Source organism: Streptomyces sp. NPDC058985, from assembly GCF_042740985.1.
Classification (GTDB): Bacteria; Actinomycetota; Actinomycetes; order Streptomycetales; family Streptomycetaceae; genus Streptomyces.
Map to the genome: position 1 here is coordinate 102,797 of NZ_JBHYJX010000007.1, position 15,695 is coordinate 118,491.

Here is a 15,695-nt window from a genome sequence, read left to right on the forward strand (position 1 = left end):
CGCACAACGGCGTGCGACGGACCCGGCCCTTTGGCGCCCCCGGGCCATACCGGTATGCAACGGGAACCGGCCACTCCGTCCCGGGTCCGGCTGAGGGCGCCCGGTCCGCGCGTCGCTGCGGTGCACGCGGACCGGGGCCGTCCGTGGGGAGCCGGGAGGCTCAGTGGGCGGCGAGCTCGCGCGGTTCGAGGGCCGCCGTGTGCGCGTCCATCCGCTCGGCGCTGAGGATCGCGGCCGCCGTGTCGGCGCGGGAGGCGGCCACCACCAGGGCGCGGCCCGCCAGGGTGTGGGCGCGGCGGTGCAGGGCCGCCGGGTGCGGCTCGGGGTGGGCGGCGGTCACCGGCACCCGGACCGGCGTCCGGCCTCCGCGCAGCCGGGTGACCTGTGCGGCGAGCCGCTCGGCCGCGGCGTCCAGGCCGGCGGCGGGGGCCAGCGCGCGCAGCTCGTCCGTGACGGCGAGCAGGGCGGCGAGGTGGCCGGCGAGCTGGATGTCCAGCTCCTCCTCCCGGGACCGGTGGGGGAAGTCGGAGGGGGTGCCGGCCGTCGTGCTGTGGACCGACTTGCTGCGGATCGCTTCGTACATGGGACGGCCTCCTGATTGCTTCAGGAAGCCATCCTACATTAGATCCATTCTAAAGTTGAGAGTGTTCGGCTTCTGGCCGGGCTCAGGGCTGGCCGTAGCCCTCCAGGAAGTTCCCGATCCGGTCGACCGCCTCGCGCAGGTCGTTGGCCGTGGGCAGGGTCACCACCCGGAAGTGGTCGGGCTCGGGCCAGTTGAAGCCGGTGCCCTGGACGACCATGATCTTCTCCTGCCGCAGCAGGTCCAGGACCATCCGCCGGTCGTCCTTGATCTTGAAGACCTTGGGGTCGAGCCGCGGGAAGAGATACAGCGCTCCCTTCGGCTTCACGCAGGTCACGCCGGGAATGCTGGTCAGCGCCGCGTGCGCGGCGTCCCGCTGCTCCCGCAGCCGCCCGCCCGGCAGCACCAGCTCGTTGATGGTCTGCCGCCCGCTGAGCGCCGCGACCACGCCGTGCTGCCCCGGCATGTTGGCGCACAGCCGCATGTTCGCCAGCACCGTCAGGCCCTCGATGTAGGACTCGGCGTGCGCGCGCGGACCGGAGATCGACATCCAGCCGACCCGGTAGCCGGCCACCCGGTACGACTTCGACATGCCGTTGAAGGTGAGGGTCAGCAGGTCGGGGGCGATCGCGGCGGTCGGGGTGTGCGTGACCTCGTCGTACAGGATCTTGTCGTAGATCTCGTCGGAGCAGATCAGCAGGTTGTGGCGGCGCGCGATGTCGGTCAGGCCGCGCAGCATCGCCTCGTCGTAGACCGCGCCCGTGGGGTTGTTCGGGTTGATGATCACGAGCGCCTTGGTGCGGTCGGTGATCTTCCGTTCGACGTCGGCGAGGTCCGGCATCCAGTCGGACTGCTCGTCGCAGCGGTAGTGGACCGCCGTGCCGCCGGAGAGCGAGACGGCGGCCGTCCACAGGGGGTAGTCGGGCGCCGGGACGAGGACCTCGTCGCCGTCGTCGAGCAGCCCCTGCATCGCCATCACGATCAGCTCGGAGACGCCGTTGCCGATGAAGACGTGCTCGACGTCCGTCTCGATGCCGAGGGTCTGGTTGTGCATGACGACCGCGCGGCGGGCGGCCAGCAGACCCTTCGCGTCGCCGTAGCCGTGCGCCGTCGAGACGTTGCGGAGGATGTCCTCCAGGATCTCGGGCGGGCACTCGAAACCGAAGGCCGCCGGGTTGCCCGTGTTCAGCTTCAGGATGCGGTGCCCGGCCGCTTCCAGCCGCATCGCTTCCTCGAGCACCGGGCCCCGGATCTCGTAACAGACGTTGGCGAGCTTGGTCGACTGGATCACCTGCATGTCCGTGAGCTTACGACCCGGTTACGTTCCATGGGTCGTGTTATCCGCCACTTGAGACATGCGGTATAGGCGGTTTTGGTCACTCACCGGGAACTCCGCCGCACCGAGCGCCCCGCCAGTACGTCCGTACGCCTCCCCTCCGCCATCACGAACCGCCCGTCGACCAGCACGTACGGGATGCCGGTCGGCAGCACGCGCGGGTTCTCGTAGGTGCTGCCCGCCGCGACCGTCGCCGGGTCGAAGAGCACCAGGTCCGCGCGGTACCCCTCGCGGACCAGACCCCGGTCCGGCAGCCGCAGCCGGGCGGCCGGGCGCGAGGTCAGGTGGGCGACGCACTCTTCCAGGGAGAGCACGCCCAGCTCGCGCACGTAGTGGCCGAGGTAGTGCGGGAAGGTGCCGTAGGCGCGCGGGTGGGGCTTGGTGCCCTGGAGGATGCCGTCCGAGCCGCCGGTGTGGACGCGGTGCCGCATGATCGCGCGCACGTTCTCCTCGTGGCCGACGTGCTGGAGGATGGTCGGGGCCAGCCGGTCGGCCAGGAGCAGCTCGCGGGCCACCGTCCAGGGCGTGACGCCGCGCCGGGCGGCCGACTCCATGACCGTGCGGCCGACGTACTCCCCGAGCGCCGGGTCGCCGGTGCCGGAAATCTCGATCGTGTCCCACTCCATGGGCACGCCGTGGCAGCCGTCGGAGCCGATCTCCTCGATGTGGTGCCGGATGCGTTCGGCGGTGTCGTCGTCCGACAGCCGCTTCATGATCTGCTCCGGGCCGCCCTCGCTCGCCCAGCTCGGCAGCATCGCCACGAGGGTGGTGCAGCCGGGGGTGTAGGGGTACGTGTCGAGCGTGATGTCGGCCCCGGCGGCCAGCGCGCCGTCGAGCAGCGTCAGCAGCTCGGGGGCCTTGCCCTTGTTGACGCCGAAGTTCATGGTGGCGTGCGCCAGGTGCAGCGGGCAGTCCGCCTCCCGGGTCAGCTCCACCATCTCCTCGTACGCCTGCAGCGCCCCGGCGCCGTACGAGCGGTGGTGCGGGCAGTAGTAGCCGCCGTACTCGGCGACCACCCGGCACAGCTCGGTCAGCTCCGCGTCCTTCGCGTACATGCCCGGCGTGTACGTCAGCCCGGACGACATGCCGACCGCGCCCTGCGCCATGCCTTCGGCGACCAGCCGCCGCATGTGCTCCAGCTCGGCGTCGGTCGCGTCCCGGTCGTCCCAGCCGACGGCGAGGGCGCGGACCGTGCCCTGCGGGATCAGGTACGCGGCGTTCACGGCGATGCCCCGGTCGAGGCGGTCCAGGTACTCGCCGACCGACCGCCAGCCGAAGTCGATGTCGTCGCCGGGGCCGTTCCACCCGGCGATCGCGCGGCGCACCTCGCCGAGGGTGCGGTCGTCGACCGGCGCGTAGGAGAGCCCGTCCTGGCCGATGACCTCCAGGGTGACGCCCTGCGCGGCCTTGGCGCTGTGGTCGGGGTCCCGCAGCAGCGCCAGGTCGCTGTGGGCGTGCATGTCGATGAAGCCGGGGGAGAGGACCAGGCCCTCGGCGTCCAGTTCGCGGCGCGCCTCGGGGCGCTGGCAGCCGGCGGCCGCCGCCTCCTTGACGATCGAGACGATACGGCCGCCGTCGACCACGACGTCGGCGCGGTAGGAGGCGGCGCCGGAGCCGTCCACGACCTCCGCGTCCCGGATGACCAGCTCTTCCATGTCCCGGTCCCTTCCTGAAAGAACGTGTTCCTAGAAGAACGTGCGGATGTACTCGACGACCGTCCCGTCCGCCTCGGCGACCGGGATGAGCTGCCACTTGTCGAAGGACGTGCAGGGGTGGGACAGACCCAGGCCCAGCCAGTCCCCGACCGCCAGCTCCGCCTCCGGGGCGGTGCGCAGCCAGGCGTGCTGGTCGGACAGGCCGGTGACCGTGATGCCGGTGGCCGGACGCTCGGGCCCCCCGTCCGCGGGGCGTACCACCTGGGCGAAGGGCAGGTCGAGGTCGTACGCCGCGTCCCGCTTGCCCGCGTTGGCGAAGGCCTGCTCGGGGGAGGGCCGGGAGACCACCTGCGTCCACAGCCGGAACGCGGGCTCCAGGGCACCCTCGGCGGGGACGCGGTTGAAGGGGGTCACCTCCCGGTAGTGCCCGTCGTCGTGGGAGACGTAGGCGCCCGAGCGCAGCAGCTTCAGCACGGGCAGGGACAGGCCGGGGACCTCGGCGAAGACGTCGGCCACCGCGTCGAACCAGGCGCTGCCGCCCGCGCTCAGCACGATCTCGTCCAGGCCGCCCGCGCCGAACCGTCCGGCCTGGTCGAAGTCCGCCGCCAGCGCGACCAGCCGCCGCAGCCAGGCGTGCACGCGCTCCGGGTCCGCGTCGGGCACCTCGCCCTCGTACCCGGCGACCCCGGCCAGCCGCAGGGTCCGGGTGCCGGCCACCGCGTCGGCGACGGCCGCGCAGTCCGCCTCGGTGCGTGCCCCGGTCCGGGCGCCTTCCCCGGCGGCCAGTTCGACCACGACGTCGACCGGTCGGGTGGCCCCCGCGTCGGTGAGCGCCGCGTCCATCAGCTCGACGCCGCGCACGGAGTCGACGTAGCAGACGAAGCGGAAGTCCGGGTCGGCGTCCAGCTCGGCGGCGATCCAGCGCAGGGCGGCGGCGTCGACCAGTTCGTTCGCGAGGAAGATCCGCCCGACGCCGAAGGCGCGCGCCACCCGCACCTGGTGCGGCACGGCCAGGGAGATGCCCCAGGCGCCGTGCTCGATCTGGCGGTGGAAGAGCTGCGGGGCCATGGAGGTCTTGCCGTGCGGCGCGAAGGCGAGGCCGTGCCGGGCCGCGTACGTCTCCATCAGCGCCAGGTTGTGCTCCAGGCGCTCGGCGGACAGGGCCAGCACGGGGGTGGCGAAGCCGTCGGTGAAGAGGTTGCGGCGTTGGCCGGCCAGCTCGGCGACGGTCAGGCCGTCGGCGTCCGGCGGGAGGCCCTTGAAGCGGTGGTCGACGTGCTCCTCGGCCAGACGGGCGAGGGCACCGGTGCCGGTGTCGAGGGCCATGGAGCCTCCATGAGGTGCAGTGTTGCATTGTGTGCAACGGTCATTGCGTATGTCGCTTACTGGTGTCTAACATCTCGGCCAACGCGGGGTCAACGGATCCCCCGGGAACCGGGGGACCCGCGGGAGCCGCAGACCCGCAGGCCCCCGCAGGCCCGCCGACCCTGCAGGCCCGCCGACCCCGAAGACCCGCAGAGCCCGAAGACCCGCAGAGCCGCAAGGGAGCCCTCACCATCGTGACCGCCACCGGACCCACCAGCACCGCCCCCGACGTCGTGGACGTCGTCGCGCTCGGCGAGTCCATGGTCACCTTCCTGCCCTCGCGGCCCGGGCGCCTCGCCGACGTCCCCTCCTTCGACCGGGCCATCGGCGGCGCCGAGTCCAACGTGGCCTGCGTGCTCGCCGCCGCCGGGCACACCACGCGCTGGGCCGGCCGGGTCGGCGCCGACGGCTTCGGCGACCACCTCGTCGAGGCCATCGGCGCCTACGGTGTCGACGTCTCCCTCGTCCGCCGGGACCCCGACCGCCCGACCGGCATCTACTTCCGCACCGCCGGCGACCGCGCCACCGACGCCCACGAGGTCGCGTACTACCGGGCGGGCTCCGCGGCCTCCGCGATGTCCGTCCACACCATGGACCTCGACGCCCTCCGCTCCGGCCGCGTCCTGCACGTGTCCGGCATCACGCCCGCGCTCTCCGCCGACTGCCTCGGCCTGATGCGCGAACTCACCGCCCGGCACCCCGGCCGCGCCCGGGGCCCCCTCGTCTCGTTCGACGTCAACCACCGCCCGGGCCTGTGGCGCGAGTCCGGGGAGGCCGCCGAAGTACTGCTCGAACTGGCCCGCGGCGCCGACATCGTCTTCGTCGGCGAGGACGAGGCCTGGGGCCTGGGCGGTCCCGAGGCCGTGCGCGCCGCGCTGCCCGAGCCCGGCCTCCTCGTCGTCAAACAGGGCGCGACCGGCGCCACCGCCTTCCACGGGACGGAGGTCACCTCCGTCCCCGCCCTCACCGTCGACGTCGTGGCCGCGGTCGGCGCGGGCGACGCCTTCGCCGCCGGGTTCCTCTCCGCCACCCTGCGCGGACTGCCCGTGCGCGAGCGGCTGCGCCACGGCCACCTCATGGCCGCCGCCGCCCTCACCGTCCCCGGCGACCTCGCCACGCCCCCCGCCCGCGACCACGCCGACCGCCTCGCGGCCCTCGACGACGCGGCGTGGGGGAGACTGCGACTCGGCCCCGGCTGGACCCAGGCCGGCGACAGGGCCGACGAGGAGGCACGCACACCATGAGTCAGACCGTCGACCGCGCGCTCAGCATCCTGCCGCTGCTCGCCGAGGGCCCCGCGGACCTCGGCCGGGTCGCCGACCGCCTCGGCGTGCACAAGTCCACCGCGCTGCGCCTCCTGCGCACCCTGCACGACCACGGCTTCGTCTACCGCCAGTCCGACCAGCGCTACCGCCTCGGCGCCCGGCTCATCTCCCTCGCCCAGGAGGCGATGGAGAACCTCGACGTCCGGGAGATCGCCCACCCCCACCTCGTACGCCTCAACGAGCAGGTCGGACACACCGTCCACCTCGCCGTCCACGAGGAGGGCGAGGTCCTCTACATCGACAAGGTGGAGAGCCGCTACCCGGTCCGCATGTACTCCCGGATCGGCAAGCCCGTCGCCATCACCGTCGCCGCCGTGGCCAAACTGCTGCTCGCCGACCTCCCCGAGAACGAGCGCCGAGCCGTGGTCGAGCAGCTCGACTACCCCATGTACACGGCCCGTTCCACACCGAACGCCGACGGCTTCCTCAAGGAGCTGGCCAAGGTGCGCGAACAGGGCTGGGCCACCGACCTCGGTGGCCACGAGGAGTCCATCAACTGCGTCGCCGCCCCCATCCGGGGCGCCGACGGCAGGGTGGTCGCCGCGATGTCGGTCTCCGCGCCGAACGTCGTCGTCACCGCCGACGAACTCCTCACCCTGCTCCCGCTGGTGCGCCGTACGGCGGACGCCATCAGCGGCGAGTACTCCGGCAGGACCCCAGTCAAGGAAGTCACCACATGACCGACAAGATCGCCCTCACCCCGGCCACCCACACCACCCCGCCGGCGAAGTTCTCCCACGGCGTCCGCAAGGGCAACATCCTCCAGGTCGCCGGCCAGGTCGGGTTCCTCCCCCACGAGGAGGGCAAGGCCCCCACCCCGGCCGGCCCGACCCTGCGCGAGCAGACCCTCCAGACCCTCGCCAACGTCAAGGCGATCCTGGAGGAGGGCGGCTCCTCCTGGGACGACGTGATGATGATCCGCGTCTACCTCACGGACGTGGACCACTTCGCGGAGATGAACGAGATCTACAACGCGTACTTCGCGGAGCAGGGCCTCACCCAGCCGCCCGCCGCGCGCACGACCGTCTACGTCGGCCTCCCCGCGGGCCTGCTCATCGAGATCGACGCGCTCGCCGTCCTGGGCTGACCCTCCCCCTGGGCCCCCCGCGTTCCCGAACCGCCTGTCGCACGGCACGGCGCTCCCCTTCCCCAGGGGGCGCCGTGCCGCGCCCCGCCCTGCCCGAAAGCACCATGTGTTTAGCCAGAGGACCCCCGAATGCCCCCTGTGTCCCTCCAGCTCGCCGCCGCCGAGACCCCACCGCACACCGGCGGTCTGCTCACCCTGATCGACGGCACGGCGGGCCTGCTGACCGTCGCCGCGATCGGCATCGTGCTGCTGCTCTTCCTGATCATCAAGGTGCGGCTCCAGCCCTTCGTCGCGCTGCTCGCCGTCTCCATAGCCGTCGGCCTGCTCGCCGGCCTCTCGGTCACCGAACTCTTCGGCACCGTCCAGAAATCCGACGCGGTCTCCACCATCGAGTCCGGCATGGGCGGCATCCTCGGGCATGTCGCCATCATCATCGGCCTGGGCACCATGCTCGGCGCGATCCTCGAAGTCAGCGGCGGCGCGCAGGTGCTGGCCTCCCGCCTGCTGGGCCTCTTCGGCGAGAAGCGCGCCCCCCTCGCGATGGGCCTCACCGGTCTCATCTTCGGCATCCCGGTCTTCTTCGACGTCGGCATCTTCGTCCTCGCGCCGATCGTCTACGCCGCCGCCAAGCGCTCCGGCAAGTCGGTGCTGATCTACTGCCTGCCGCTGCTGGCCGGCCTGTCGATGACCCACGCCTTCCTGCCGCCGCACCCCGGTCCTGTCGCCGCCGCCGGGCTGCTGAAGGTGGACCTCGGCTGGGTGATCCTCATGGGCATCGTGTGCGGCATCCCCGCCGTGCTCGCCGCCTGGGTGTTCTCCGCCTGGATCGGCCGCCGCATCTTCGTGCCCGTCCCGCAGGACATGGTCGAGGCCGCCGACGAGGCCAAGCAGGCCGTCATCGAGGAGCAGCGGGCGTCCGGCGTCGAGCCGCACGAGAGCCCGGTCGCGCTCGGCACGGTCCTCGGCATCATCGGCACCCCGCTGGTGCTGATCCTCGCCGCGACCTTCTCCTCCATCGCCCTGGACCCGTCCACGCTCCGCTCGGTCATCGAGTTCTTCGGCAACCCGTTCGTGGCGCTGACCATCGCGCTCCTCCTCGCCTACTACCTGCTCGGCATCCGGCGCGGCTGGTCCCGCAAGTCCCTGGAGACCGTCTCGACGGCCTCGCTGAAGCCGGTCGGCAACATCCTGCTGGTCGTCGGCGCGGGCGGGGTCTTCGGCGCCGTCCTCAAGGCCAGCGGCGTCGCCCAGGCCCTCTCCGACACCTTCAACGACGTCGGCCTCCCGGTGATCGTCCTGTCGTACCTGATCTCCCTGGTGCTGCGGGTCGCGCAGGGCTCGGCGACCGTGGCCATCGTCACGACGGCGGGCATCGTGGCGCCGCTGCTGGCGGAGGGCGACCACTCGCAGGCGTTCGTCGCGCTGGTCATCATGGCCATCTCGGCGGGCTCGATCTTCGCCTCGCACGTCAACGACGGCGGCTTCTGGATGGTCGCCAAGTACTTCGGCATCAGCGAACGGGACACCCTGAAGACGTGGACCGTCCTGGAGAGCGTGCTGTCGCTGGCGGGCTTCGTGGTCGCGGCGGTACTGAGCCTGTTCGTGTAGGCGCGTGTGTAGGCGTCTGATAACGAAGTCGGGGCCGACTGTGTCCGGCACAGGTTTGTCGACCATACTGCCCGCTGTGGAGCAGCGCAGAGGATCGAGCAGCCAGCCCCTGGAAGGCGCCGGATTCGACCCGGCATTCATCCCCGGGCTCACCGCGCCCGTGTCCGGTGAGCCGGAGGACGTGAGACGCGACAAGGCGGACGCGGACGCGAAGGCGGACGCGGAGACCGGGGTGGAGGCGGACGGCGTCGCGGACGCCGTACCGCCCGCCCGGGAATCCGCCGAGGACTCCGCGGAGTCCGACGAGGAGGAGGCGGCGGCCCCCGTGGACGGCCCCGTCTTCGAGGCCGCCGACCGCCGCGCCCGGATCGTCGCGGACCACAGGGGCGTACGTCTCTCCCTCGACGACCAGGGTTGCGAGTTCCGCTGGGACGAGGTCGGCGCCGTGGAGACCGAGACGGGCCGCTTCGGCAAGCGGTTCACCGTCACGGTGCACACGCCGGACCGCCGTTGGTACCCGATCGAGATCGAGGCGACGTCCCGGAGCCGGTTCGCGGAGTGGGAGTCGGCCCTGGACGAGGTCCTGGACGCGTACTTCGAGGACGAGGAGGCGGAGTCGGAGCCCGAGCCCGAGTCCGAGTCGAAGGCGGACGCCGAGCCGGACGCGAAGACGCCCCTCGCCAAGCCGGACGCCAAGACGGAAGCCAAGACGGAAGCCAAGCCGGAAGCCAAGACGGACGCCAAGCCGGACGCCGAGTCCGACGGGAAGCCCGCGGCGGACGCCGAGGAGTAAGCGCATCGGGTGAAGATCCGCGCACGCCCTCTTGTCCGACCGGCGGCCATGGGCTTTCTTGACCCTCATGGCGGACCTCACGGGCAACACCAGAGACACGGGCGCGGTGGGCGGGACCGACTCGGCCCCGCGTAAGTCCAGTTGGCGCTACATCGGCCCCGGCATCGTCGTCGCGGCGACCGGGGTCGGCGCCGGCGACCTCGTGGCCACCCTGATCGCGGGCAGCAACTTCGGCTACACGCTGCTGTGGGCCGCGGTCATCGGCTGCCTGGTCAAGATCTCCCTGGCCGAGGCGTGCGGCCGGTGGCACCTGTCCACCGGGACCACGGTCTTCGAGGGCTGGGCGAGCCTCGGCCGCTGGACCACGTGGTTCTTCGCGATATACGCCGTGATCTGGGGCTTCGTCTACGGCGCGGCCGCGATGTCGTCCAGCGCGCTGCCGCTCCAGGCCCTCTTCCCGGACGTGATGGACCTCGAGTGGTGGGGCATCGCCTGCGGTCTGGTGGGCCTGGTGTTCGTCTGGTTCAACAAGTACAACGTCTTCGAGAAGGTCATGACGGTCCTGGTGGGCGTCATGTTCGTCGTCACCGTCTACCTGGCGATCCGCGTCACCCCCAACCTCGGCGACGCCTTCGCCGGCCTCCTCCCGGTCATCCCGGACGAGAAGGACTCGGTCCTCAACACCCTCGGTTTGATCGGCGGCGTGGGCGGCACCATCACGCTGGCCGCGTACGGCTACTGGGTCAACGCCAAGGGCTGGACCAACACCGGCTGGATGAGGATCATGCGCCTGGACAACCGGGTCGCGTACGCCACGACGGGCATCTTCGTCGTCGCCATGCTCTTCGTCGGCGCGGAACTGCTGCACTCGGCGAACATCGCGATCGCGAGCGGCGACAAGGGCATGATCCAGCTCGGCGACGTCCTGGAGCAGGAGTACGGCACGGCCACGGGCAAGCTCTTCCTGATCGGCTTCTTCGCCACCTCCTTCACCTCCCTGATCGGCGTCTGGCACGGCGTGAGCCTGATGTTCGCCGACTTCCTGGCCCGGCAGCGCGGCGAGCGCGAGGCACGCGGCGACGAACTGGCCTCCGGCCGCCGCGAACGCTCCTGGACCTTCCGCGCGTACCTGCTCTGGCTCACCTTCCCGCCCATGATCCTGCTCTTCCAGGACGAGCCCTTCCGCCTCATCATCATCTACGGCGTCCTGGGCGCCGCCTTCATGCCCTTCCTCGCCCTGACCCTGATGTGGCTGCTCAACTCCTCACGCACTCCCCGCGAGTGGCGCAACGGCTGGCTGAGCAACGGGATGCTGGCGATCGCGGGCCTGCTGTTCCTGGTCCTGTGCGTGAAGCAGGTCTGGGACCAGCCGTGGTCGGAGTTCTTCGGGTAGCGGCAGCGGCGGCTCAGCCGCGCCCCTGCTGCGGGGGACGCTGCCCGTCCGGGCCTGCCTGGTCTCCGTGGCCGGCGGGTTGCTGCTGCAGGGCCCCGACCAGGTACTCGGTCAGCTCGGCACGTCCGGCCGTGTCCGTTCGCCGGACGGTCCCGCCGGGGCCGGACTTCGTCCGGGGCGGGTGCTTCATCGTCGGCCCCGGGCCGCCCATCTCCGCGTACTGCCCGTGGATCAGAGCCGGTCCCGGGCCGTCCGCCTCGAAGTGTTCGTAGCCTCCCGCGGGAGCGGGAGCGTGCAGCGGCTCGTAGTAGCTCTGCGGTGTCTGCAGCGAGGAGAAGGTCGGGATGACGATGGTCCCTGTCGTGCCCGCGACCGCCGGCCCGTCGTTCTCGTACCAGGGGCGGTCGTAGCGGGACTCGGTGGGCTCCAGATCGTCGCTGGTGAGGTCCAGTCCCTGTCCCCTCTCCAGGGCGTCGGCGATCTGGTTCAGGGACCGTCCGCCCTGGAAGAGCTGGTCCATGTCCTTGAAGATCACCGGCTGGAAGCCGGCCGCCAGGAGCAGTCGCGGCAGGAGCACGTGCACGTTCAGCCGCCGGTTGGTGTCCTCGAACGGGTGGACGATATGGATACTCCGAACCGCTCGCCCGATGGCCTTGAAGCGGTCACGGTCGGTCTCCGACCGGTCGAGTTCCGCATACAGACGGTCGAGGAGCTGCGTGACCAAACGCTCGACCTCGTCGTGCTTGTAGAGGGTCTCGATGAGGACGTTGGGAGCCCCGTGCATGCGGCCGTACCAGGTGAGGGCGTCCGGTCTGACGCCCGTACCGGCGAACCCGTCCCTGTTGACGGTCAGCCGCCTGCCGTCGATCTCCTCGTCCAGCACCGAGGGTGTGGGGGAGCTCGCACGCAGGGGAAAGCTGGTCGCGTAGCCGTCCTTGCCGGAGGGGTCGAAGTCCTTGCCGAGCCCGGACACCACGGAGTCGTGCATCGCCTTGTACTTGGCGAAGTCGACCCGTTCGCCGATGTCCTCGCCGTTGAGGTGCTGGTCGTACGCGGCCGTCATGCTGGACTGGTAACCCGGCGACTCCTGGTGGTCGTACAGTTCCCCGGGGTTCTGCGGGTGCGTCCGCCGTGCCTCTTCGTGGTGGGCCGGGTCGAGTTGGGTCCGCCACCAGCTGTCACGGGTGAGTACCTCCTCCAGCCGCCGGGGCGCGCGTGCGCCCGGAGCCGCCGTGTTGCCGACTCGCTGGACGGGCAGGTCCTGCACCGTACGCGCCACCGCGTCGTTTCCCGCGAGCTGCTGGAGAGACGGAACATCGAGCGGGCGCGACGGGCACATGCCCCGCGACGGGGCCGGGGGCCTCGGAGCGTCGGGGCGCACAGGCGTTTCGTCCGTACGAGAACGACGCAAGTACACGCTTGTCCCTCCGGTTCGGCCTGTCGTCATGCTGGCACTTCCGCAAGATGCCGGAAAAGGGCCGAACGGGCAGCGAGGGTGCCCTGGAAGGACGGTTCGCAACCCCGCAGCCGATCGTGAGCGGCGCAATGGCGACAGGCCCGTCGCGGCCTGGTGAGCCCGAGTGCAGGGCCCGGCCCGCCCGCAACCGCCGTGGGACCGGACCATGGATCAGTCAAGATCCATCTTTTCCCCGTCGCTTGCAAACCTCTCCTTGGCGATGCTCGCCAGATTGTCACGCAAACCGGCGGTACGCGGGTCACCCGCCTTGATGGCCGGCTCGATGTTCGAAGTCCAATAGGCTTCGACATCGGCGGTCGTACGGCACCCGGTCGCCCTCAGAAGGCCGGCCACTTGATTGTCGTCGCCCTTGGCCTTCGCGGTATCGGGCTTCTGGATCATCCGGTCCAGGTAGTTGAGGATCAGTTCGTCGCGCGAGATCTTGTCTCCCGAAATGACGGCATCGCCTTCCACCTGCATCGATTCCTGCAGCTCGAACGGGCTGTTGAAGGCCGTGGTCTCACTGGACACGTCGAACTGGAATTCCGGCACCTTCGCGTTCTTGCAATATATGGACTCGAGCTTGTTGTCCCGCCCACCGGTCTGTCCGGACCAGTCGCCTGAACTCTCCATGGCGTTGAACAGCCGGGTCATGTTGTCGCCGTTCGACACGTCGATGTCGATGTCCTGAGGGGACCTCTCAGCACCGTAGAGGTACGCGATGAGGCTGCCACCGAACCGGTACCCGACCTCGATGCTGCGCATCCATGCGTCGAATTCCTTCAGGACGACGTGCAGCTTTTCCCACCTCGGCCTCTGCTCCTCGGCCAGTTGTGGGTTTTCGGCCGCCAACTTTTTGAACCGCGCTTCCACCTCCGCCAGTGTGAGGTCGATCTTGGCCCCCTCCGGAACAGCGGGGGCATTCGCCGGTGCCCGCTGCACCACCTGGCTGTACGCCTGGTTGCCGATGGCACGCTGCAACACCACGGCCGAGTGCGGAGTGCCGGGCATCCGCGAGGCGGTCACCGCGGCGTCGTCGACGCGGCGGGGCACCGGACGGGTACCCCCGGGCCGGTGAGCTTGGGGGCGTTCGTCTTGGGCGTGCATGATCCGTCCTCCTGGGGGGCAGGGCCTGTTGGCACTCTAGCCTCGTGCCCTCACGGGCGGCCTGCCCGTGGGGCGGAGAAGGGAACATCGGGCATCAGGTGTGCCTCAAAGAGCAGTTGACCCGATCCCCCGGCACCGTCATCCCAACCGGTCCCACTCCTCGCTCAGCGCGATCTCCCGCAGCTGATCCATGGTCAGCGCGGGGGTCTCGCGGGTGGCGGCCTCGTTCTGGTCGCCGGTGTTGAAGGCGCTGACGACCACGCGGAAGCCGTCCGCTCCGGCGCGCAGGGTGTCGGCGGTCCACATCACGACCCCGGAGCCGCCCTTCTCGCCGGGGCTCTGCCGGGTGGCGACGCGGGTGCCGTCGGGCAGGGTCTCGCCGTCGCCGTACAGTTCGTCGGCGGCGCCGCCCATGCCGTGCTGCACGTTGATCTGGACGAGGCTCTCGCCCCGACCGTCGTCCACGACGGCGTACGCGTACTCGGACTCCTGCCCGCCCCGCGCGACGACGCTCAGCTTCCTGGGGAGCAGCCGGGCGAGAGTGTCGGCGACGGCCTTCCCGGAGGCGGCCCGGGGCCGTTCGGCGCTCGGTGTGGCCGACGGCCTGCGGGGCTCCGGGATGGCGTCGGCCACCTCACGCCACACGCCGGCGGTGACAATCTCCCGCAACTGCGCCGTCGTCAGGGGAGGTTCGTCGCGGCTGACCGGGGCGCCCTTCTGGGCCGGGGAGTTCCACTCGGACAGGGTGACGTGGTGCCCCTCGGCGGTGACCAGATCGGCGGACCAGAGCTTGGTGTCCGCGCGGCGGTCCGGATACTCGTAGCCCCGGTACAACCGGAGCAGCGAGCCGTCGGCCAGCCGGTCGGTGACGCAGTCGTCGTATGCCGTGAGGTTCTTGTCGGGGCACTTCCCCACCTCGCGGACATGGTCGCTCCCCGGCCGGAGCCGCTCGACGCCCAGGGAGATCGCGGCGGCCCCGGCGCTGTCGTCGAACACGAGCGCCGCGGTCGGTCCGGGCCAGTCGTGCGTCCCCCTGGCCTCCTCCTGGCTGGTCACGCCCTTGGGGAGCTGAGCCTTGAGTTCCCGCAGCAGGTCGTCGCCCGAGTAGGCGGTGGTGGCGGCGGTCGGAGTGCCGCTCGAGGCGACGCTGGACCGGGTGGGCCCGGCCGGTTCGTCCACCGGCAGGACCAGAGCCCCGCCCACCCCGGCCAGGGCGACCCCGGCCACCCCGCCCACCACGGCTGTCCTGCGCCGCAACAGCGCACGCCGCCCCCGGACCCGCCCGGCGGTGACGAGGGCACCCCGATCGGTCTCGAAGCGGTCACCGGCGTCGCGCAGGGCGCCGGAGAGCCGGTCCTCGAACGCATCCCGGCCATGTTCCTGGGGCATGGCGAAACCACCCTTTCCACGAGGTGAGACGAACCGATCGGCAGCCGCCGCGGCTCTCAAGGTCTGGCGTACTCCGACAGGTCCTCGCCCAGCAGCCCCCGCAGCCGCCCGAGCGCCCGCGAGCACCGGGTCCGCACCGCCGCCGAACTGACGCCGAGTACGTCGGCGGTCTGCTCGACCGACCGGTCCTCCCAGTACCGCAGGACGACGACGGCCCGGTCCTTGGCGGGCAGCCGCGCGAGCGCGTCCAGCAGCGTCAGCCGCAGCGACGCGTCCCCGTCACCGGCACCCGGCAGATCGGGGAAGACGTCGGTCGCCCGCTCCCCGCTGCTGCGCCGCCGCTGGTGGGCGAGAAAGGTCCGCGTGAGCACGGTCTGCGCGTACGCGGCGGGGTTCTCCACCCGCGCCACCCGCCCCCACCGCAGGTACAGCCGGCCGAGGGTCTCCTGCACCAGGTCCTCGGCCAGATGCGTGTCCCCGGCGGTGAGCAGACAGGCGGACCGGTACAGATGCCCGGCCCGCGCCCCCGCGAACTCGGCGTACTCGTCCGCCCGCCCCTGCCTCATGAACACGTTCCCCCGGCCCACCGCTGTCGTGTACT

General features: G+C 71.2%; 14 protein-coding genes. 6 read left to right on the top strand and 8 right to left on the bottom strand.

Annotation, left to right across the window (positions count from 1 at the left end; genetic code table 11):
- Positions 1-160 precede the first annotated feature (160 nt).
- The 4 genes from ACFW01_RS08545 to ACFW01_RS08560 all read right to left on the bottom strand — a co-directional run bounded on the left by ACFW01_RS08545 (position 161) and on the right by ACFW01_RS08560 (position 4,897).
- On the bottom strand, positions 161-583 hold the full coding sequence (locus ACFW01_RS08545; protein WP_384502676.1) for a hypothetical protein: 423 nt from the start codon (positions 581-583) through the stop codon (positions 161-163).
- Between the two features lie 82 nt (positions 584-665).
- Positions 666-1,877 (bottom strand): pyridoxal phosphate-dependent aminotransferase, encoded by a 1,212-nt coding sequence (locus tag ACFW01_RS08550; protein ID WP_234955059.1) that lies wholly within the window; start codon positions 1,875-1,877, stop codon positions 666-668.
- 83 nt (positions 1,878-1,960) lie between these two features.
- The gene (locus tag ACFW01_RS08555; RefSeq protein ID WP_384502677.1) at positions 1,961-3,571 is read right to left on the bottom strand and encodes an amidohydrolase family protein; all 1,611 of its coding nucleotides are present in this window, start codon (positions 3,569-3,571) and stop codon (positions 1,961-1,963) included.
- Between the two features lie 30 nt (positions 3,572-3,601).
- Positions 3,602-4,897, bottom strand: a complete 1,296-nt coding sequence (locus ACFW01_RS08560) for an amino acid deaminase (protein WP_234955055.1) — start codon at positions 4,895-4,897, stop codon at positions 3,602-3,604.
- Positions 4,898-5,130: 233 nt separating this feature from the next.
- Between ACFW01_RS08560 and ACFW01_RS08565 the strand changes: the two genes are divergently transcribed.
- The 6 genes from ACFW01_RS08565 to ACFW01_RS08590 all read left to right on the top strand — a co-directional run bounded on the left by ACFW01_RS08565 (position 5,131) and on the right by ACFW01_RS08590 (position 11,142).
- A complete protein-coding gene (locus tag ACFW01_RS08565) occupies positions 5,131-6,180 on the top strand; it encodes a sugar kinase (protein WP_234955053.1) in 1,050 nt (349 codons plus the stop codon).
- Positions 6,177-6,941, top strand: a complete 765-nt coding sequence (locus tag ACFW01_RS08570; protein WP_122615976.1) for an IclR family transcriptional regulator — start codon at positions 6,177-6,179, stop codon at positions 6,939-6,941. The genes ACFW01_RS08565 and ACFW01_RS08570 overlap by 4 nt, the downstream gene beginning before the upstream one ends.
- A complete protein-coding gene (locus ACFW01_RS08575; protein WP_064729579.1) occupies positions 6,938-7,348 on the top strand; it encodes a RidA family protein in 411 nt (136 codons plus the stop codon). The genes ACFW01_RS08570 and ACFW01_RS08575 overlap by 4 nt, the downstream gene beginning before the upstream one ends.
- Positions 7,349-7,477: 129 nt before the next feature.
- A complete protein-coding gene (locus ACFW01_RS08580; protein WP_234955051.1) occupies positions 7,478-8,956 on the top strand; it encodes a gluconate:H+ symporter in 1,479 nt (492 codons plus the stop codon).
- 76 nt (positions 8,957-9,032) lie between these two features.
- Positions 9,033-9,749 carry a hypothetical protein gene (locus tag ACFW01_RS08585; RefSeq protein WP_384502678.1) on the top strand — a complete coding sequence of 239 codons (717 nt, stop codon included), beginning with the start codon at positions 9,033-9,035 and terminating at the stop codon, positions 9,747-9,749.
- Between the two features lie 67 nt (positions 9,750-9,816).
- A complete protein-coding gene (locus ACFW01_RS08590) occupies positions 9,817-11,142 on the top strand; it encodes an Nramp family divalent metal transporter (RefSeq protein ID WP_384502679.1) in 1,326 nt (441 codons plus the stop codon).
- Between the two features lie 13 nt (positions 11,143-11,155).
- Here the strand turns inward: ACFW01_RS08590 and ACFW01_RS08595 are convergent, their stop codons facing one another.
- The 4 genes from ACFW01_RS08595 to ACFW01_RS08610 all read right to left on the bottom strand — a co-directional run bounded on the left by ACFW01_RS08595 (position 11,156) and on the right by ACFW01_RS08610 (position 15,660).
- On the bottom strand, positions 11,156-12,421 hold the full coding sequence (locus ACFW01_RS08595; RefSeq protein WP_384502680.1) for a hypothetical protein: 1,266 nt from the start codon (positions 12,419-12,421) through the stop codon (positions 11,156-11,158).
- A gap of 348 nt (positions 12,422-12,769) precedes the next feature.
- Positions 12,770-13,705, bottom strand: coding sequence for a hypothetical protein (locus ACFW01_RS08600; RefSeq protein ID WP_384502681.1), 936 nt, complete (start codon positions 13,703-13,705; stop codon positions 12,770-12,772).
- Positions 13,706-13,843: 138 nt separating this feature from the next.
- Complete coding sequence (locus tag ACFW01_RS08605) at positions 13,844-15,094, bottom strand: hypothetical protein (protein WP_384502682.1); 1,251 nt, start codon at positions 15,092-15,094, stop codon at positions 13,844-13,846.
- Between the two features lie 56 nt (positions 15,095-15,150).
- Complete coding sequence (locus ACFW01_RS08610) at positions 15,151-15,660, bottom strand: SigE family RNA polymerase sigma factor (RefSeq protein ID WP_384502683.1); 510 nt, start codon at positions 15,658-15,660, stop codon at positions 15,151-15,153.
- Between the last annotated feature and the right edge of the window lie 35 nt (positions 15,661-15,695).

Coding starts and splice junctions, on each gene's coding strand:
- ACFW01_RS08545 (WP_384502676.1), bottom strand. CDS start 583: ATGTACGAAGCGATCCGCAGCAAGTCGGTCCACAGCACGACGGCCGGC.
- ACFW01_RS08550 (WP_234955059.1), bottom strand. CDS start 1,877: ATGCAGGTGATCCAGTCGACCAAGCTCGCCAACGTCTGTTACGAGATC.
- ACFW01_RS08555 (WP_384502677.1), bottom strand. CDS start 3,571: ATGGAAGAGCTGGTCATCCGGGACGCGGAGGTCGTGGACGGCTCCGGC.
- ACFW01_RS08560 (WP_234955055.1), bottom strand. CDS start 4,897: ATGGCCCTCGACACCGGCACCGGTGCCCTCGCCCGTCTGGCCGAGGAG.
- ACFW01_RS08570 (WP_122615976.1), top strand. CDS start 6,177: ATGAGTCAGACCGTCGACCGCGCGCTCAGCATCCTGCCGCTGCTCGCC.
- ACFW01_RS08575 (WP_064729579.1), top strand. CDS start 6,938: ATGACCGACAAGATCGCCCTCACCCCGGCCACCCACACCACCCCGCCG.
- ACFW01_RS08580 (WP_234955051.1), top strand. CDS start 7,478: ATGCCCCCTGTGTCCCTCCAGCTCGCCGCCGCCGAGACCCCACCGCAC.
- ACFW01_RS08590 (WP_384502679.1), top strand. CDS start 9,817: ATGGCGGACCTCACGGGCAACACCAGAGACACGGGCGCGGTGGGCGGG.
- ACFW01_RS08600 (WP_384502681.1), bottom strand. CDS start 13,705: ATGCACGCCCAAGACGAACGCCCCCAAGCTCACCGGCCCGGGGGTACC.
- ACFW01_RS08605 (WP_384502682.1), bottom strand. CDS start 15,094: ATGCCCCAGGAACATGGCCGGGATGCGTTCGAGGACCGGCTCTCCGGC.
- ACFW01_RS08610 (WP_384502683.1), bottom strand. CDS start 15,660: ATGAGGCAGGGGCGGGCGGACGAGTACGCCGAGTTCGCGGGGGCGCGG.